Annotated in this window: 18 protein-coding genes and 1 other RNA gene; 11 read left to right on the top strand and 8 right to left on the bottom strand. The window is 67.4% G+C overall.

Features of this window, described 5'->3' with window-relative positions:
* Positions 1–10: 10 nt before the first annotated feature.
* The 3 genes from FJU31_RS09795 (at position 11) to FJU31_RS09785 (ending at position 2,578) form a co-directional block, all read left to right on the top strand.
* A complete protein-coding gene (locus tag FJU31_RS09795) occupies positions 11–748 on the top strand; it encodes an SDR family oxidoreductase (protein ID WP_150454587.1) in 738 nt (245 codons plus the stop codon).
* Positions 742–2,163 carry an efflux transporter outer membrane subunit gene (locus FJU31_RS09790; protein ID WP_150454586.1) on the top strand — a complete coding sequence of 474 codons (1,422 nt, stop codon included), beginning with the start codon at positions 742–744 and terminating at the stop codon, positions 2,161–2,163. Before FJU31_RS09795 ends, FJU31_RS09790 begins: the two co-directional genes overlap by 7 nt.
* Before the next feature lie 151 nt (positions 2,164–2,314).
* Positions 2,315–2,578, top strand: a complete 264-nt coding sequence (locus FJU31_RS09785) for a hypothetical protein (RefSeq protein ID WP_150454585.1) — start codon at positions 2,315–2,317, stop codon at positions 2,576–2,578.
* Between the two features lie 16 nt (positions 2,579–2,594).
* On the opposite strand, the gene FJU31_RS09780 is transcribed toward FJU31_RS09785, so the two are convergent.
* Positions 2,595–3,452: an endonuclease/exonuclease/phosphatase family protein gene (locus FJU31_RS09780; protein ID WP_150454584.1), complete on the bottom strand. Its 858-nt coding sequence runs from the start codon at positions 3,450–3,452 to the stop codon at positions 2,595–2,597.
* Positions 3,453–3,657: 205 nt separating this feature from the next.
* Here FJU31_RS09780 and FJU31_RS09775 point away from each other — a divergent pair, with 205 nt between their 5' ends.
* Positions 3,658–5,766, top strand: a complete 2,109-nt coding sequence (locus FJU31_RS09775; protein WP_246161275.1) for a TonB-dependent receptor — start codon at positions 3,658–3,660, stop codon at positions 5,764–5,766.
* 20 nt (positions 5,767–5,786) lie between these two features.
* Here the strand turns inward: FJU31_RS09775 and FJU31_RS09770 are convergent, their stop codons facing one another.
* Positions 5,787–7,796: an esterase/lipase family protein gene (locus FJU31_RS09770; RefSeq protein ID WP_150454583.1), complete on the bottom strand. Its 2,010-nt coding sequence runs from the start codon at positions 7,794–7,796 to the stop codon at positions 5,787–5,789.
* A gap of 121 nt (positions 7,797–7,917) precedes the next feature.
* Here FJU31_RS09770 and FJU31_RS09765 point away from each other — a divergent pair, with 121 nt between their 5' ends.
* Positions 7,918–8,373 carry a methyltransferase family protein gene (locus FJU31_RS09765; protein WP_150454582.1) on the top strand — a complete coding sequence of 152 codons (456 nt, stop codon included), beginning with the start codon at positions 7,918–7,920 and terminating at the stop codon, positions 8,371–8,373.
* Between the two features lie 16 nt (positions 8,374–8,389).
* Here FJU31_RS09765 and FJU31_RS09760 read toward each other — a convergent pair whose 3' ends face one another.
* Positions 8,390–8,860 (bottom strand): hypothetical protein, encoded by a 471-nt coding sequence (locus FJU31_RS09760; protein ID WP_150454581.1) that lies wholly within the window; start codon positions 8,858–8,860, stop codon positions 8,390–8,392.
* A 155-nt stretch (positions 8,861–9,015) separates the two neighbouring features.
* Positions 9,016–9,408, bottom strand: a transfer-messenger RNA (tmRNA) gene (ssrA, locus tag FJU31_RS09755).
* Between the two features lie 310 nt (positions 9,409–9,718).
* On the opposite strand from ssrA, the gene FJU31_RS09750 reads away from it, so the two are divergent.
* Positions 9,719–10,678 (top strand): hypothetical protein, encoded by a 960-nt coding sequence (locus FJU31_RS09750; RefSeq protein ID WP_150454580.1) that lies wholly within the window; start codon positions 9,719–9,721, stop codon positions 10,676–10,678.
* Positions 10,679–10,787: 109 nt separating this feature from the next.
* The gene (locus FJU31_RS09745) at positions 10,788–11,360 is read left to right on the top strand and encodes a hypothetical protein (RefSeq protein WP_150454579.1); all 573 of its coding nucleotides are present in this window, start codon (positions 10,788–10,790) and stop codon (positions 11,358–11,360) included.
* 144 nt (positions 11,361–11,504) lie between these two features.
* Here the strand turns inward: FJU31_RS09745 and smpB are convergent, their stop codons facing one another.
* Positions 11,505–12,008: an SsrA-binding protein SmpB gene (gene smpB / locus FJU31_RS09740; RefSeq protein WP_065722998.1), complete on the bottom strand. Its 504-nt coding sequence runs from the start codon at positions 12,006–12,008 to the stop codon at positions 11,505–11,507.
* 57 nt (positions 12,009–12,065) lie between these two features.
* Between smpB and FJU31_RS09735 the strand changes: the two genes are divergently transcribed.
* On the top strand, positions 12,066–12,491 hold the full coding sequence (locus tag FJU31_RS09735; RefSeq protein WP_150454578.1) for a type II toxin-antitoxin system RatA family toxin: 426 nt from the start codon (positions 12,066–12,068) through the stop codon (positions 12,489–12,491).
* Positions 12,492–12,494: 3 nt separating this feature from the next.
* Entirely contained in the window at positions 12,495–12,752 is a 258-nt protein-coding gene (locus FJU31_RS09730) for an RnfH family protein (RefSeq protein ID WP_150454577.1), read from the top strand.
* A gap of 36 nt (positions 12,753–12,788) precedes the next feature.
* On the opposite strand, the gene FJU31_RS09725 is transcribed toward FJU31_RS09730, so the two are convergent.
* The gene (locus FJU31_RS09725; RefSeq protein WP_116863924.1) at positions 12,789–13,178 is read right to left on the bottom strand and encodes an outer membrane protein assembly factor BamE; all 390 of its coding nucleotides are present in this window, start codon (positions 13,176–13,178) and stop codon (positions 12,789–12,791) included.
* 103 nt (positions 13,179–13,281) lie between these two features.
* On the opposite strand from FJU31_RS09725, the gene fur reads away from it, so the two are divergent.
* Positions 13,282–13,695: a ferric iron uptake transcriptional regulator gene (fur, locus tag FJU31_RS09720; RefSeq protein ID WP_150454576.1), complete on the top strand. Its 414-nt coding sequence runs from the start codon at positions 13,282–13,284 to the stop codon at positions 13,693–13,695.
* Between the two features lie 77 nt (positions 13,696–13,772).
* On the opposite strand, the gene FJU31_RS09715 is transcribed toward fur, so the two are convergent.
* A complete protein-coding gene (locus FJU31_RS09715) occupies positions 13,773–15,044 on the bottom strand; it encodes an SGNH/GDSL hydrolase family protein (RefSeq protein ID WP_150454575.1) in 1,272 nt (423 codons plus the stop codon).
* A 97-nt stretch (positions 15,045–15,141) separates the two neighbouring features.
* Between FJU31_RS09715 and FJU31_RS09710 the strand changes: the two genes are divergently transcribed.
* Positions 15,142–16,059: a LysR family transcriptional regulator gene (locus tag FJU31_RS09710; RefSeq protein WP_150454574.1), complete on the top strand. Its 918-nt coding sequence runs from the start codon at positions 15,142–15,144 to the stop codon at positions 16,057–16,059.
* Between the two features lie 104 nt (positions 16,060–16,163).
* Here the strand turns inward: FJU31_RS09710 and recN are convergent, their stop codons facing one another.
* Positions 16,164–17,825, bottom strand: coding sequence for a DNA repair protein RecN (gene recN, locus FJU31_RS09705; RefSeq protein WP_150454573.1), 1,662 nt, complete (start codon positions 17,823–17,825; stop codon positions 16,164–16,166).
* Positions 17,826–17,831: the final 6 nt, after the last annotated feature.

The raw sequence follows: 17,831 nt of genomic DNA, 5'->3' as shown, positions 1-17,831 counted from the left end.
GCATGAATCCATGAACACCCATCAGAACAAGATCGCGCTGGTCACCGGCGCCACCCGTGGCATCGGCCTGGAAACCGTGCGCCAGCTGGCCCAGGCTGGCGTGCACACGCTGCTGGCCGGTCGCAAGCGCGAGACCGCGGTGGAGCAGGCACTGCTGCTGCAGGGCGAAGGCCTGCCGGTGGAAGCCATCCAGCTGGACGTGACCGATGCCGCCAGCATCGCCGAGGCCGTCGAGCAGGTGCGCCAGCGCCACGGCCGCCTGGACATACTGGTCAACAACGCCGGCATCATGATCGAGAACCCGGCGCAGGCGCCGTCCGAGCAGTCGCTGGACACCTGGCACCGCACCTTCGACACCAACGTCTACGCGCTGGTCGCGGTCACCCAGGCGTTCCTGCCGCTGGTCAAGCAGGCCAAGTCCGGCCGCATCGTCAACGTGTCCAGCATGCTCGGCTCGCAGACCCTGCACGCCGACCCGAACTCGGGCATCTACGATTTCAAGGTCCCGGCGTACAACGCGTCCAAGGCGGCCGTAAACAGCTGGACCCTGGCGCTGGCGTACGAGCTGCGCAACACGCCGATCAAGGTCAACACCGTGCATCCGGGCTACGTGAAGACCGACATGAACGGTGGCAACGGCGAGATCGAGATCAGCGAAGGCGCGCGTTCCAGCGTGGAAATGGCGCTGATCGGCGAAGCCGGTGCCAGCGGCAGCTTCACCTACCTGGGCGAGGTACTGCCATGGTGATCCGCACGTTGGCGATGGCCATCTCCAGCCTGGTGCTGGCAGGGTGTGTCAGCGTCGGCCCCAACTACACGGCCCCGGCGCAGGAGCCGGTGGTCCTGCAGGGCGCACAGCAGGCGGTGTTCAGCACCGCCTCGCCGGTGGCCAGCTGGTGGGCGCAGTTCGATGATCCGGTGCTGGAAGAACTGGTGCACGGCGCACTGTCGGAGAACCTGGACCTGCGCGTGGCTGTGGCCCGCGTCAGCCAGGCCCGTGCGGTGTTCGTCGAAAGCCGCTTCGACCAGGCCCCGCATGTCACCGCTGGCGGCAGCTACGATCGCCGCAAGCAACCTGATCCGCAGCTGGGTGGGCAGCGGGTGTTCAGTGAAAGCTACCAGCTCGGCTTCGACGCCGGCTGGGAGCTGGATCTGTTCGGCCGCAAGCGCCGCGCTGCAGAAGCCGCACGCGCCGATCTCGGTGCCGAGCAGGCCAACCTGGCCGATGCCCAGGTGCTGGTCGCCGCCGAAGTGGCGCGCAACTACTTCGAGCTGCGCGGCACGCAGAAGCGCATCGCGGTGGCCCAGCACACGCTGGAGAACCTGCGCGATACGCAGAAGCTGACCGAAGCGCGCTGGGAACTGGGCGCCGGCAGCGAACTGGATGTGCAGAGCAGCCGCGCCCGCCTGAAGGCGATCGAGGCCGACATCCCGCTGCTGGAAGTGTCCGAGGCACAGTCGCGCAACCGCCTGGCGGTGCTGCTGGGCCAACGCCCGGACGTGTTGACCGCGATGCTGGCACCGCAGGACGTGCCGGCGTTTGCCAAGGCGCTGCCTCTGGGTGACACCCGCGAACTGCTGCGCCAGCGTGCCGATGTGCGCGTGGCCGAGCGTCGTCTTGCTGCCGCCACCGCGCGTATCGGCGTGGCCACGGCCGATCTGTTCCCGCGGCTGTCGCTGTCCGGTTTCGTCGGCTTCCTCGGCGGCGATGCCAGCGGCCTGGTCAACGGTAACAACAAGGCCTGGTCGCTGACTCCCTCGCTGAGCTGGGCGGCGTTCGATTTCGGCACCGTGCGTGCGCGCCTGCGTGCCAGCAAGGCCGAGGCCGAAGGCGTGGCCGCGCAGTACGAACAGGCCGTGCTGCTGGCGCTGGAAGACACCGAGAACGCGCTGACCCGCTACTCCAAGCAGCAGGCGCGGCTGGCCATCGTGGTCGAGCAGGCGCAGGCGGCGCGGCGTGCCGAATCGCTGGCGCAGATCCGCTTCCGCGAGGGTTCGGAGGACTTCCTGACCCTGCTGGATGCGCAGCGCACGCAGCTGGCCGCCGACGATGCATTGGCCGCAGCCGAGGCGGAGGTCAACGTCAGTGTGGTCGGTGTCTACAAGGCACTGGGCGGCTGGGGGCAGTCGCCGCAGGCGCCGAGCGTGGCGCAGGTGCAGTAACCGCGGGGTTGCAGTACCCACGAAGGGGCGGATGCGCAGGCATCCGTCCCTTTGTTGTTTCTGGCCCGGCTGCCGCAGTGACGCTTCTGACTCTGCCGGAACGCTGGCCCGCCGTAGTAACTAATGGGGCAGGTTCCAGGGAGCGGCGGCAATGAGTGGCGACAAGCAATCGACGCAGCGGGTGCTGTTCGGTGATCCCGGCCTGCCTGGCGCAGGCCTGTCCGTAGTGGTGGTGGCGCTGCTGGTGCTGGCCGCGCTGGCAGTGGCCATCGGCTTCCTGCGCCTGCCCGATTCGCTGCTGGCGCCAGGCCTGGTCGGCATCGGCCTGTTCCTGGCCATCGCCGCGCGCATCTGTCAGGCGCGCGACCAGCATCAGGCGCTGTATCGCCTGCTGGGAAGGCGGCCACCGCCGTAGCGATGGCCCCACGTGCTCAGGGCTTCGGCCAGTCCAGTTCAACTACCAGCGGGAAGTGGTCCGACGGCAGCACGCCGCCGATGCGACGGTCGTCGGTGGTGAAGCTGCGTGCATGGAAGCCACGCACCAGTACCCAGTCCAGCTGCACGGTGGCCTTGCCGGTGAAATCGTGGAAGGTCTCGCGCGGGCCCTTCGGCGCCTTCACCTGGGTGCGGGTGTCCTGCAGCACGCGGGTGAACGCCTTGTAGGTCTCGCTGCCCGGCTCGGTGTTGAAATCACCGGTCATCACCACCGGCAGGTCGGCCGGGAGCGTTGCCAGGCGCTTGGCGATCAGCTCGGCACCCTTGATCCGGCGCGGCTCGTCCTCGTCGCGATAGGGCAGGTGGGTGTCCATGAAGTAGAAGCGGCGGCCATCGTCCAGGCGGCGGAACAGCGCCCAGGTGACCATGCGCGGGTACAGGTTGCCCCAGGTGATGCTGCCCGGCACGTCCGGCGTATCGGACAGCCAGAAGTTGCCCGACTCCTCGATGGCCAGCACCTTGGTGTCGTAGAACACGCCCATGTGCTCATCGCCGTCGCCACCGCGGCGGCCTTCCCCGAACCAGCGGTAGCCGGGCAGGTGGGCGGCCAGGTAGGTGGCCTGTTCCTGCACCAGTTCCTGGGTGCCGACCACGGCCGGGTGCGCATCGAGGATGACCTTGACCATCACATCGCGACGATCGTCCCAGCGCTTGCCGGGCTCGGTATCGGCGGGGGTGCGCACGTTGAAGGACATCACCTTCAGCGGAGCGGGCGATTGGGCTGCCCAGGCAGCGGCGGGCAGAGCAAGAGCCAAAAGCGCGCACAATGCGGGCCGGCGAAGACGCGACAACATCGTGGAATCCCTCCATTCCATGAAAACGGTTTCACGGAGCATGCCATGGAACGGGAGCAGGCGGTGTGCCGGGATGGGCGGCTGGCGAACGCCGCGGCCCCTTTGGCCCGGCGCATGGATTTGACGCATTTCGGCGCGTCGGGAAAGATACGCCCCTGTTCCGGGCCAGCCATATCGCCACGCCCTCCCCCCAAGAGGAGTTCACGTGCTGAGATGTTCGCGGCTGACGGTCGCCATTTCGTTGCTGGTCTGTGCCCACGCCCACGCCGAGCAGGCCCCGCCCGAAGCGCAGACGCTCGACAAGGTCATCGTGACCGCCTCGCGTACCGGCCAGGACGCCGCTACCGCGCCGCAGACGGTGGTGATCATCGGCAAGGAACAGATCGAGCAGCAGCTGCGGCTCAGCAGCAATTCGTCCGATGTGCTGTCCAGCCTGCTGCCGTCCTACACGCCGAGCCGCGGCAAGATGAACGGCAGCGGCGAGACCCTGCGCGGTCGCACGCCGCTGATCCTGGTCGATGGCATTCCGCAGTCGAACCCACTGCGCCCGACCGGCCGCGAAGCCCACACCATCGATTACGCACTGGTCGAGCGCATCGAGGTCATCCAGGGCGCCAACGCCATGAACGGCCTGGGCGCCACCGGCGGTACCATCAACCTCATCACCCGGCGCCCGGAACCGGGTGCGGTTAACCAGCACGTGGGCGTGCAGACCACGCTGCCGACGTCCGAGGTGCGCGGCGAAACCGCCGGCTATCGCGCCGATTACCGCATCAGCGGCAGCAAGGGCAAGTGGGATTACCTGCTGGGTGCCGGTTATGAGGACCAGGGTCTGTGGGTGGACGGCGAGGGCACGCCGATCGGCGTGGACGTCACCCAGGGCGATCTGATGTCGACCCGCGCCTACGACCTGCACGCGAAGCTGGGCTACTGGATCGACGACAACCAGGAGCTGCAGTTCAGCAGCAACCGCTACCGCATCAAGTCCAAAGCCGAGTACGTGCCGGTGGCAGGCAACCGCGGCCTGGGCATCGCCACGACGTCGGTGCGCGGCACGCCGCCGGGTACGCCGGCCTGGAACGATGCCTGGACCACCGGCCTCAGCTACACCCACCACGACCTGGCGGGCATGGAACTGAAGGCGATGGTGTTCAACCAGGAATTCGAAGGCCTGTTCGGCGCCGACAATTCGTCCACCTTTCAGGATCCGCTGATCGCACCGGTCGGGACGCTGTATGACCAGTCGCGCTCGACCGCTTCCAAGTGGGGGTCCAAGACCAGCCTGGGCCGCGATGATCTGCTCGGCGGCGACCTGAAGATCACTGCGGGCGTGGACACGCTGCGCGACAGTGGCAAGCAGGATCTTTACGGCACCGGCCGCACCTACGTGCCCGATTCGCGCTACAGCAGCGTGGCCGGCTTCGTGCAGGCTGACTACACGCTGCTGCCGCAGCTGACCGTGCAGGGTGGCTGGCGCCGCGAAGAGGCCGACCTGCGCATCGACAGCTACACCACGCTGTACCGCTACAACCGCGTGGCAGTGCAGGGCGGCACGCTGAAGTTCCAGCAGAACCTGCGCAACATCGGCCTGGTGTACGCGCCGACCGAGCGCTTCAACACCTTTGCCAGCTATTCTGAGGGGTTTGGCATGCCCGACGTCGGCCGCGTGCTGCGCTCGATCAACACGCCGGGCACTAACGTGGAATCGCTGCGCTCTTTGCAGCCGCTGCTGACCCGCAACAGCGAGATCGGCGTGCGCTACCGCTCGCCGTCGTGGGAAGCCGAGGCCAGTGCGTTCCAGTCGCGCTCCGAGTACGGCACGCGGGTGATCGCGGTCGACGGCGCGTTCCAGCTCGCCCGCGAAAAGACCGCCATCGAAGGCCTGGATGCGAGCGTGCGCTATCGCCTGAGTGATGCGCACCGCCTGGGCCTGTCCTATGCCTGGACCCGCGGGCGCTACGACAGCAATGCCGATGGCCGGCTCGACGCACGCCTGGACGGCCTGAACATCGCGCCGAACCGCGTCATCGCTACCTGGTCGGCGCAGTGGACGCCGGAGCTGTCCACCTTCGTGCAGGGGCAGTACGCCTTCAGCCGCAACTTCGATGAGGCCGCCAAGGAATTCAGCGGCTATGCGCTGTTCGATCTGGGCGCGGACTACAGGCTTGCCAAGGGCAAGGTGAACCTGGGCATCGCCAACCTGTTCGACCGCCAGTACATCACCTACTACTCGCAGAGCGCGCTGATCGAACCGGCGCGGTACTTCGCCGGGCGTGGGCGGACGGTGACGCTGGGTTACAGCCTGGATTTCTGAGGCGGGCCGCGCGGGCAGAATTACTTCTGCCCGCCATCATGCGCCTGCATGTCCTCATGCAGGATGCGCCGCAGTTCGACAATCGCCGGCGTGGCTTCCTGCACGCTGTGCCCGGACACGATCACCTTTTCCGACACCGCGTTGGGCAGGTGCGAGCTCCAGTACGGCACCAGCCCGTCGTTGGTCTTTTCCAGCGGGCCGTCTGCGCTGGCGCGGGCGATGATCGAGTGGTAGCGCACGCGCGGTGACATCGGCAGGTCGGCCACCGCCTTCACGAAGGGATCGTCCTTGTCCAGATTCTGGATGCTGTTCATCTGGTAGCCTTGTCTGGCGTCCTTCTCGCTGAAACTGCCAGCGTCGTCGGCGCCGGCGACATCCTCCAGCACGGTCAGCGGCAGCCGTACCAGGCGGCCGATCCAGCGCCCAAGCCGGGTGCCTGCCACGTCGGTACCGCGGTGCGGCGTGGCGATGAACACCACCCGCGAGATTTCCGGCTCCGGCTGGAACGTCAGTACGGGCGCGCCTCGCGTGCGCAGCAGTTCGCGCTGTGCAGGGCTCATCTTCGCCGTCGCCAGCAGCGTGTCCACCAGATGGTCACCGGAGGAGGACACCAGCAGTCTTGAAATCACCCCGCCCATGCTGTGGGCGACAACGACCATGTCATGTGATGCGCGCGCTTTGCCAGTGGGGTCGTAGTGCTGCATCACGTCGTCCAGCGTGTGCCGGATCGCATCGTGGCTCAACGCAATCGGCATGTTGGTCGGGTAGTAGAACTGCCAGACCTGGAAGTTGCGGCGGATGTCGTCGTCGCGCATCAGCTCATTGGCAACATTGACCCATGCTTCCGGGCTGCTGGCCAGGCCGTGGATCATGAGCAGCACGCGCCGATTAGGGTCGTAAGGCTGCAGCATGAACAAGTGCGGGCGATCAATGCCGCCCTTGCTGCCGAACAGGCTGCGCAGCGACTGCCGGCTGAAATTGGAACGTGCCAGCCACAGTGCGTAGCCTGCGGTGAAGTTGGCGGCCAGCGGCACCTTCTGCCCATGCAGTTCCACTGCAGCAATCTGATAAGGATCGTGGATCTCCACCGACGGTGCCTCGTCGTGCAGCACCTCCCAGAGGTTGGCACCGGAGAAGCGCAATAAAACGGTGATCGAGGGCGACGGCATTCCGCTCCAGCTTGGGGAGGAAGCCGCCTCCTTCCTGTCTGTGCTCTGTGCGGGCGCAGCCGCTGATGACGACTCGTTGGCAGGGTCGGCCATTACTGCCACCAGCTCGGCGCCGAAGCCATCGCGCCGCTGGACCCGGCGCAGGGTGCCGGTGAAAGACAGCGATGCCGCCGGCACCAGTTCGACGGGCTCACGGGTGTCCTGCACCACATCCTTGTCGGGCGGTGCAAGGACGAAGGTCCAGCGGCCCAGCGTCAGCCGGCCGTCTACGTTGCGGACGTGCTGGCTGGAATACGCGTCGAACAACATCACCGCAGCTTCCTGGGCTGCCAGATTGTAGTAGTCGCGAACCTGGGTCTGGCGGTCTTCAAAGCCGCGCTGGTTGGCCGTGCGCTCGGTGAAGAACAGGTACGCGTAGGCCTGCCGAGCGACCTGCATCCATGCATCCATCCGGGGCTGGAAGCTGGGGTCGGCCACCCGCATGGCGGTTGTCGTACCTCGCTTCTGCTTGGGGGCGGGCATGGCCATGGCCTGCTGCAGCCACAGCTCGGCCAGCGTCGACCGCTTGTCTTCCTCGCGCACCACGATGCTCGCTTCCATCGCCTCGATGCAGGGCAGACCGGGCTTGGCACAGGTGGTCTCGTCCAGGCCGGCCACCCGTAGCGTTTCCATCGTGGCCGCACTCAGCCTGCCGCTGGTGAGGATGTCGCCGCGCTTGAGCGCGATGTACTGGCCCGGGGTGACCGAGGCCACCTGCACCGAGGGGCCGAACTGGCGCAGCGTGGCGCAGCCGCTCAGCAGGAGCAGCGCGGTGATGATGAGGGTCGTGTGGCGGATGACGCCGAAGCCCGTGGTTGCCATGCGATCCTCCAGCGCGGTGGCGCCACTCTAGCGGCCGGGGTGTCAACGCGGAAGCACGTGGCTAAACGCGCGCTGGACGGACTGTGGCACCATCGCCGGCAGGGCATTCCAGGGAATGACGATGCACCTGCTGGAAACGCGGATTCCGCCGCCGCTGGTCATGCTGCTGTGCGCGGCGTTGGGCTATGCGCTGGCCCGCGCTTGGCCGTGGCCCTCGCTGCCGGTGCCGGGCTGGATGGCGCTGCTGGTGATGCTGCTGGGCCTGGCCCTGAACCTGTTGCCCAAGCTGGCCTTCCGCCGCGCCAGGACCACGGTCAATCCGCTGCGCCCGGCCGCCGCCACGGCGCTGGTGACCGGCGGCATCTACCGACACACGCGCAACCCGATGTACCTGGGGCAGGCGCTGGTGCTGCTGGGCGGAATGCTGTGGCTGGGCAGTGCTGCGGCCCTGCTGGTGGTGCCGCTGTTCGTCGGCTGGATCACCCGCTTTCAGATCCTGCCGGAGGAGCGGGTGCTGTCTGCCAGGTTCGGCTTCGACTATGCCGCCTTCAGGCGCGACGTGCGGCGCTGGCTGTAGGGCAGGGCGCCTGCGCTCAGCCGGCGATCTGGCAGGTCACCGACGCCGAGTACCCTTCGTACTCATCGGCGGCACCGACATGCAGGGTGTGCTTTGCGTCCACCTTGCGGATGTACGACGGCGCTTCGGTCTCCGCGTCCTCGTTGACCGTGGTGACCGACAGCTGGCGGCCCACCTGCTCGGCGGCCACGTTCTTCAGATAGACATGCAGGCTCCTGCTCCCGCCCGGGGCGATGTCGACGCTGGCGCTGTCCACGCTGCCGCCGAACAGGGCGACCTTGCCGCCCTGGGCCTCGAACACGCCGCCCCGCAAGTGCGTCAGGCCGGCAGCCTGCAGTGCTTTCTCGGCCTGGGCCTGGGTGAAATCCGAGCCGGCCTTGCAGGCCAGCAGGGTTTCCAGGGCAGCGGTGCCCTGGTTCGACGGCGCAGCGGCGAGGGCGGTGCTGGTGGCCAGGGTGAGGAGCAGGGCGGTGATCTGGAGCTTCATGGCAGGTCCTTCTGGCATCGGGGGCCGGGGTCGGGCAGGGATCGAGTGTGGGCCAGGCTGCGGCCGATTGCACGGGATGCAAGACAGGCAACAAAAAAGCCGGACCCCAATCGACGGGTGTGTCCGGCTTTTCGTGCCCCGAGGGGCGGTACAGATGGTGGAGGTGGGCGGAATTGAACCGCCGTCCGAAGGCACTCCATCCCCAGCACTACATGCTTAGCTCACCGTTGAATCTCATCCCCGAGCAGCACGGTGTGCAAAGCGCACCCGGGAACCAGCCTGTTGTGTTCTAGTGCCGGACTGACAGGCAGCCGCCCAGCGCGATTCCATGATAATGACTCTACGCTGCGAGCATGGACACAAGCAGTTTCGAGGCTCCGCCTAAGTCGGCAGAAGGTCACGCACCGCAGTTTTTAGGCTGCGAGAGCGACCGGAGCGTAGTTGTCGTCGTTGGCAACTAGAGTTTTGCAGCTGGATTTACGAGGACAGCTACCCCCTCGGCATGCGCCAGGCGACTTCACAACCCCCGTCGAAACCAATGCACCCCCGGTTTCTTCAAGTCTTGCAAGGCTTTCAGGTGCCTGGTTGCCCAGAGACCTGCCTAACGATGCGAATAATACGGCAATCTTCCTGAACAGTCACGCCCGGCGGACGTCTGGCCGGATGAGGGCCCCTGTCGATGGACACGTTGTGACTACGTGCTGGCCGTGTTCGAATCAGGCTATTCAGTCTCCAGGGGGACGCCGGATGTCAGTCAGGTCGTGGGCAGCGCTGTTCGCGTGCATTGCTGTTCTGTTGCTGCTGGCCCCATGGGCCCGTGCCGAGCCGCAAGGCGTTTCGCGACGGGCGCCGCCTCTTGTGACCGTGGGCTACGACGAGTCCTTTGATCTGTTCAACCTGCTCGACAACCTGCCTGACTGGCTGCCGGGCTATACCAGTGCGATCTACAAGGAGGACTGGGAGCGCCGCTTCCGGCTGGACGCGCAGGATCTTGCAGCGATCGAGGAGTACGCCCGCTTCCGCCAGCGCACGTCGCCCATGGCCCGGGATGATGACGAAACGCGGCCCGTGGCGGAGCGCCTGTTTGCCGGCAGCGACACCCGCGTTGGCGACCCCTACACCAGCTACTTCCAGAATGCCGCGTCATTTACGGCTGCCGTCAAGGCAGCAATCGCTGCGCAGGCACCTGGCGACCACGAGCTGTTGCGGCGCTACTACGCGCGGTTCGAGCCCCGTGCGCGTGAGCTGCTGACAGTGACTGGACGCTTCACCCAGCAGCAGGAAGCCTTGACCCGGGAACTGGCGGCGCCGGAGACAGCAGCGTTCGTCGCGCGCATGCGCACGTTCTACGGCGCCGAGGCTGCGCCTGTCTTCCAGGTGCGGTTTGTGTGGTGGCCGTACACCAACCGCACCCAGGCCAAGCTGCGCGGCGGTTCCATCGTGCTGTACTCGCCGCCGGGCGTGGAGGACGACTGGGCGCCGATCGTGCTGCACGAGTACGCGCACTTCCTTTCGGCTGGCCAGCCCGCGGCCGGTCGTGAGGCATTGGCGGCAGCGTTCGCACGGTTGTGCCCTGCAGCCCTGGCCCTGCCCAATCCGTTGAACGCACTGGAGGAGCCGCTGGCGATCTACTGGGGCCAGTACCGGTTTGAGCGGGAGGTGCATGGAAGGACGCTTTCGAGCCAGTCTTCGTGGTACTTCCAGCCTCATGCCGACCGCGCGGCGAAGGCGATCGCGGCCGCATTTCCGGCGGATCAGCCGGCGCCCGTACTGAGTGAAGGCCCGCTGCTACAGGCTGCGGCGTCGGTCTGCGAGTGAAGTCGAGGGATTGCCGCATGCCCGTCATAGCGGATTGCTAACTTCATTGGCACGATTTTGCGACACACTGGCGGCCAACATTCGACCAGGAACGACACGGAGACCCTGGGTGACTGACACCCTCCAACAACGCAGCCTGCGACAGCTGATCGGGCCGGTAGGCGCCGACTACCGCCGACGCGCGTTGCCGCCCGGCTGGGTCTGGGCGGTGCTGGCCGCGATCATTACTGCGGGCTGCCTGACCGCGCTGCCGGCGACGGCGGCGGTGTTCCTGGTGGCCAGTGCGGTGGTGGTGTACTGGCCGCGACGCGACCAGGCCCTGGTGCCGGGCTGGCGGATGCTGGCCCTGGCCGTGCTGGCGGTGATGGTCTGGGGCCCGGACGTCATCGCGCTGTGGTTCGAGCACGGGGCGGCCGTTGCCCTGCTGACCCTGGCGTCGTTGAGCATCCTGACCCATGTCCGCCGCAGCTGGGCGCTGTCGCAGCAGCTGCAGCACCAGGCCGATGCGCTGGATGACCAGCAGTTGCTGGCCCTGTTGCCTGACGATGCGGCCCAGCTGGCAAAGCAGTGGCGGGCGGGTGATGACCGCCATGCGCCGGAGCTGGCGGTGGTGATGCACCTGGCGGTGATGCATGCGGCGCTGGCGCCGCGGATGCGCGGGCAGGGCATGCTGGCGGGCTGATGGCACCTCGGTAGAGTCGAGCTTGCTCGACTGATCGGGAACCTTGTAGAGCCGAGCCCATGCTCGGCTGCCGCGAAAGCGCGGTCGAGCAAGCTCGACTCTACGAACCCCCAGTCGAGCAAGCTCGACTTTACATGACAGCTGTTACGCGTCGCGGTTTCCGCGACGCATCACGCGCTGCTTCTCGATTGCCCAGTCACGGTCCTTGGCGGCATCGCGCTTGTCGTGGGTCTGCTTGCCCTTGGCCAGCGCCACCTCCAGCTTGATCTTGTTCTTGCTCCAATACATGGCCGTGGGCACGATCGTGTAGCCATCGCGCTCGACCTTGCCGACCAGCTTGTCGATCTCGCTACGGTGCAGCAGCAGCTTGCGCTCGCGCCGGTCGTTGGCCACCACGTGGGTGGAGGCCTGGATCAACGGGGTGATCTGCGCGCCGATCAGGAAGATCTCGCCCTGCTTCACGTAGGCGTAGGCGTCGATGATGTTGCCGCGCCCGGCGCGGATCGACTTCACCTCCCAGCCCTGCAGGGCCAGGCCTGCCTCGAAGCGTTCCTCGATGTGGTACTCGTGGCGGGCACGCTTGTTCAATGCGATGGTTTTGTTGGCCGTCGCGTTCTTTGCTTTATCCTTGCCGCTGTTCTTGCTCATTTCCGTATTGTCTCCGATTCGGGCCCGCCCGGTCGATTGCCGAAACGCGCCGTCCTTATGCCTACTATCCGCCGCAGCGCCCTGGTCGAACACTCGGCCGCGCGCATGTTCGACCTCGTCAACGACGTCCAGGCCTATCCGCGCCGCTTCCGCTGGTGCTCGGACGCCCGCATCCTGGAACAGGGCGAGGACCGCTTGGTCGCCCGCCTGGATCTGGGCCTGGGCTCGTTCAGCACCTGGTTCCAGACCGAAAACACCCTGCAGCGCCCACACAGCATCGATATGCAGCTGCGCGACGGCCCGTTCAAGCAGCTGCACGGCCGTTGGGAATTCCATGCCCTGGCCGAGAATGCCTGCAAGGTCACCCTGACCCTGGAGTTCGAGCCGAAATCCCGCCTGCTTGCGCCGGCGCTGGCGATCGGTTTCCAGGGCCTGGCCGACCGCATGGTCAACGACTTCGTCCGCGTTGCCGACGAGGGCTGAGCGATGATCGAGGTCGAGGTGGTGCTGGCCTGGCCGCAGCAGGTGCTGTCACGCCGGCTGCAGCTGCCGGAAGGCGCGACCGTGGCCGAGGCCATTGCCGCCGCCGCCCTCGAGGGCAGTGATGACCGTCCGGCCGCCGCCGTGCATGGCGTGCTGGCACGCCCGCAGCAGGTGCTGCTGGATGGTGATCGGGTGGAGCTGCTGCGGCCTCTGCAGGCTGATCCCAAGGAAAACCGCCGTCGTCGCGCGCGCGGCGATTGATTCCAGGGTCCTGCCCCGAGGGGCGGGCAGAAGGGCTCAGCGGCTCTTCTTCTTGTCCTTGGCCAGGTTGCGGCCGAACTGGCGGACCGTCTGCTGGGCCAGCGCCTTGTCGTTGGCCGGGAAGTAGTCGCCTTCCCAACGGGTGACGGCGTCGTTCTCGAAGTACACGGTGAAGTTCTTCACTTCGGTACGGCCGAGACGGTCGATCCGCTGGCTGGCGGTGTAGTCCCAGCGCTGGGCGTGGAACGGGTCCGGCACGGACGGGGTGCCCAGCAGGGCGTTCACCTGCTGCTTGCTCTGCCCGACCTGCAGCTTGGACACGGCATCTTCCCGGATCAGGTTGCCCTGATAGATGGGTTGCTTGTAGATGATGCCGCACCCGGTGGTGGACAGGGCGACGGCGGCGACCAACAGAAGATTGCGCATCGGTACTGGCGTTTGGGGAAATCAAACCGATGATACACTCCCGGCGTGCCACCGCGACCCAATCCGAGGCAGCTGGCGCTAAATCGCCAATGAACGGAGACCTATGGAAACCCACGACCTGCGTAAAGTCGGCCTGAAGGTGACCCATCCGCGGATGCGGATCCTGGCGCTGCTCGAGCAGCGCGATGCGCAGCACCACCACCACATGACCGCCGAAGACATCTACCGCCAGCTCTTGGAGCACGGCGATGAAATCGGCCTGGCCACGGTGTACCGGGTGCTGACCCAGTTCGAGGCCGCCGGCCTGGTGCTGAAGCACAACTTCGAAGGCGGCCAGGCCGTCTACGAGCTGGACCGTGGCGGCCATCACGACCATATGGTCGACGTGGACAGCGGCAGGATCATCGAGTTCGAAAGCCACGAGATCGAGGAGCTGCAGCGCAGGATCGCCGCAGACCACGGGTACGAGCTGGAAGAGCACTCGCTGGTGCTGTACGTGCGCAAGAAGCGCAAGTAAGGCGCTGCAGCCAGCTGCGGATGTACGAAGACCCCGGGCCGGCCCGGGGTTTTTCATTGTTGGGCCTGGGGCTGGGGTCAGAGCCCTTTGCTGGTGCAAAGGGATCCGATGCCGGCCGACCCCTGATCTCCAAGCAGCGTGTCCAGATTCACTGCCTCGGCCATGGCCCGGTTACCGGCATCGCCGGGGTGCAGGTGGTCACCGGAATCAAAGGCAGCGGCCATCTGCGACGGTTCCGCCGGGTCGCGCAGGGCCGCATCCAGGTCGACCACCGCATCGAAGGGGTTGTCCGTGCGCAGCCAGTCGTTCAGCTGGCGGCGCAGTGCGTCCTTGTCTGCGTCGTAGTAGTCCTTCAGCGGCGTGCCAGCCAGGGCGCCAGCAAACGGCGGCAGGGTGGCGCCGAGGATGCGCAGGCCGTGGCGGTGAGCCTGCTGGGCCAGCGCCCGGTAGCCGGCCTGCAGTTGGCCCAGTGTTGGGCGGGGCTCGTCGCGGGCGAAGGCCGTGCCCGGCCAGCTGATGTCGTTGATGCCGATCAGCACGATCACGCTGGCCACACCGGGCTGGTCGATCACGTCGCGTTGGAAGCGGGCGAGGGCGGCTGCGCCCATGCCATCGCGCAGCAGGCGGCCGCCGGAAATGCCGGCATTGACCACGGCCACGCCGCGCGGGGCCAGACGGGCGGCCAGATGGTCGGTCCAGCGCTGGTCCTGGTCCAGGGTGGCGGTGGCGCCATCGGTGATCGAATCGCCGATGACCACGACGCTGCGCGCGCTGGCCGGCGCCTCGACGTCGATCCCCGCCAGCACCACGCGCGCCGTGGTCGGGCGGGCGTCGTGGAGCGTGCTCGACCGGCTCTGCTCGCCCGGCGCGATCCAGCTGGTCTGCCGGCCGTCCCAGTGGAAGGTCTGCACCAGGGTCGGCCTGGACAGGTAGGTACTGACCTGCACCTGCTGCAGGTTGCGCGTAGGCAGGGCGAGCGGGTCGCTCAGGCGCTGCTCGCCCGGCGCGATGCGCACGTCCGGCTGGCCATCGAAACGCAGGGCCAGCGGCGGCGAACCGGCCTCCACCGCCACGCTGGCCGCATCGATCTGCAGCGGATGCGTGCCGTGGGCGTTACTCAGCCGCACTCTCAGGCGCGGGCCGCCCAGAGTGAGGCGGGCTGCCTGGCGGAAGGTCTGGTTGTCCAGCTGCGCGGGCAACAGCGTCGGGAACAGGAAGTCCGGCCCCCATACCGGTTGCGGGCTGGCCTGCCAGCTGGCGACCCAATGGCTGGGGCTGGCAGGTTCGGCATTGGCGGTGCCGGACAGGGCGATCAGGGCAGTGGCGGCAAGATGGCGAAGGCGGTTCATCGGGCAATCCCGGCAGGTGGGAGCGCCATGGTGATTCCGCACCCATCTGTGAACTAGACTGCGGATGGATAATCATCTGTGAACTGGATTCACTGGCATGGCACGACCCGACATCAACCGATCCGGCGAACTGGAAGTATTCGTGCGGGTCATCGAGACCGGCGGGTTCTCCGCTGCCGCGCGCTCGCTGGACATGACGCCCTCGGCGGTCAGCAAGCTGGTGGCGCGACTGGAACAGCGGCTGGGCACGCGCCTGCTGCAGCGCTCCACCCGCCAGCTGCAGCTGACTCCGGAAGGCTGCGCGTTCTACGAGCGCGGCCTGCGCGTGCTGGCCGACCTGGAGGAGGCCGAGCGCTGCGCCAGCGCCCATGCCGAGCCGCGCGGGCGCCTGCGGGTCAATTCCAACGTGCCTTTCGGCCAGCACTTCCTGCTGCCGCTGCTGCCCGCGTTCCTGCGGAAGAACCCGCAGGTGGGCGTGGACCTGACCCTGAACGACGAGGTGATCGATCTGCTGGAGCAGCGCACCGACGTGGCCGTGCGCGCCGGGCCGCTGAAGAGTTCCAGCCTGGCGGCGCGGCGCCTGGGCTCGACCCGGATGATGATCGTCGCGGCACCGGCCTATGCGCAGCGCCATGGCCTGCCGCACACGGCCGAGGCGCTGCAGGCGCACAACCGGCTGGATATCGGCCATGCGCGGGCGATGCAGGGCTGGCCGGTGCTGCAGGACGAGCGCGAGCGGATGGTGCTGCCCAGCGGCAATGCCCGCGCCAGCAATGGCGATGCGCTGCGCCAGCTGGTGCTGGGTGGGCTGGGCATGGCGCGGCTGGCCGCGTTCCAAGTGCAGGCTGACATTGCGGCGGGGCGGCTGCTGCCGGTGCTGGAGGAGGCGAACCCGGGTGACCTCGAAGAGGTGCACGCGGTGTTTCTGGGGCAGGGTGGTTACCTGCCGCTGCGGGTGCGGGCGTTCCTCGATTTCCTGGTGGAGCACGTGGATCTGGCGCGGCCGGTGGGGTGACATGCGCCGCGCTGCCGCGCGGAAGCCGAGCATGGGCTCGGCTCTACACGTCGGTTCCGTTCGAGATTCCTGTAGAGCCGAGCCCACGCTCGGCGCTATCAGCCTCAGGCCTGCAACAGCTTGCGCGCGGCGGCGCGTGCTTCCTTGCTCACTTCCACGCCACCCAGCATGCGTGCCAGTTCTTCCTCGCGCGCCTTGGTGTCCAGCTTCTCCACCGCGCTCTGGGTCATGCCTTCCACCGGGGCCTTGCTGACCCGGTAATGGGCGTGGCCCTTGGAGGCGACCTGCGGCAGGTGGGTGACGCACAGCACCTGGCGCTTCTCGCCCAGTGCGCGCAGCTTCTGGCCCACGATGTCGGCCACCGCGCCACCGATGCCCGAGTCGACTTCGTCGAACACCATGGTCGGCACTGCATCCAGATCCAGCGCGGCCACTTCGATGGCCAGCGAGATGCGCGACAGTTCACCGCCGGAGGCGACCTTGCGCAGCGCCCGCGGCGGCTGGCCGGCATTGGCCGCGACCAGGAACTCGACGCGCTCGGCGCCCTGCGGGTCGGGCTTGCCGCTGTCCTGTGCTTCCAGCTCGATCAGGAACTGGCCGCCGCCCATGCCCAGCTCGGCGATGATGCCGGTGGTGGTGGCCGACAGCTCGGCGGCGGCCTTGCGGCGGCAGGCAGTGAGCACCTCGGCCTGCACGCGCCAGGCGGCGGCAGCCTTCTCCATCTCACCGGCCAGGCGCTGCAGGCGCTCATCGGCGCCGCGCAGCTGCTCCACTTCGGCATGCATGCGCTCGCGCTGCGCGCCCAGTTCGTCCATCGGCACGCGGTGCTTGCGGGCCAGGTCGTGCAGGCGGCCGAGGCGGCGCTCGTTCTCCTCGAACTGTTCCGGGTCGGCATCCAGGTCGTCGTGCACGCGGTCCAGCAGCGACAGGGCTTCGTGCAGCTGGATCGAGGCGTTCTCGATCAGGCCGTCCACTTCGCCCAGGCGCGGGTCGTGTTCGATCAAACGCGACAGTTCGTGGCGCACCTGCTGCAGCAGGTCCATGGCCGAGCTGCCGTCGTCGCCGTTGAGCTGGTTGCTGGCCGCCTGGCAGGCGCTCAGCAGGGCGCTGGCGTGGGCCTGGCGGCGGTGGCTGGCGCCCAGCGCGACAATCGACTCGGGTTCCAGGTCTTCGCGGTCCAGCTCGCGCAGCTGGTGCTCGAGGAAGCCGATGCGGTCGGAAACGTCGCCCTGTTGCGACAGGGCCAGTGATTCATCGACCAGGGTCTGCCAGGCCGCAGCGGCGCGGCGCACCTGGCGGCGCTCGTCCTCGTTGCGGGCATAGGCGTCGAGCAGGGCCAGCTGCGACGGGCGCGTCAGCAGGGCCTGCTGCTCGTGCTGGCCATGGATTTCCACCAGCCGCCCCGCCAGATCGGCCAGCTGCGCCAGGGTCACCGGGCGGCCGTTGATCCACGAGCGCGAGCCGCCATCGGCGCGGATCACCCGGCGCAGCTGGCACTGGTCCTCGTCATCCAGCTCGTTGTCGGCCAGCCACTGGCGCGCGGCCTGCAGCTGGTCCAGGGCGAACTCGGCCGACAGCTCGGCACGGGCGGCGCCATGGCGGACCACGCCGCTGTCGGCGCGCAGGCCGGACAGGAAGCCGAGCGCGTCGACCATCAGCGACTTGCCGGCGCCGGTCTCGCCGGAAACGACGGTCATGCCCGGCCCGAACTCCAGTTCGGTAGCGCGGACGACGGCAAAATCCTTGATCGAAAGATGTCTGAGCATGGGTAC

The organism is Stenotrophomonas cyclobalanopsidis (genome assembly GCF_008710035.1).
GTDB lineage: Bacteria > Pseudomonadota > Gammaproteobacteria > Xanthomonadales > Xanthomonadaceae > Stenotrophomonas > Stenotrophomonas cyclobalanopsidis.
Note: the sequence above shows the minus strand (reverse complement) of the source record. Positions and strands in the feature narration are given on the sequence as shown.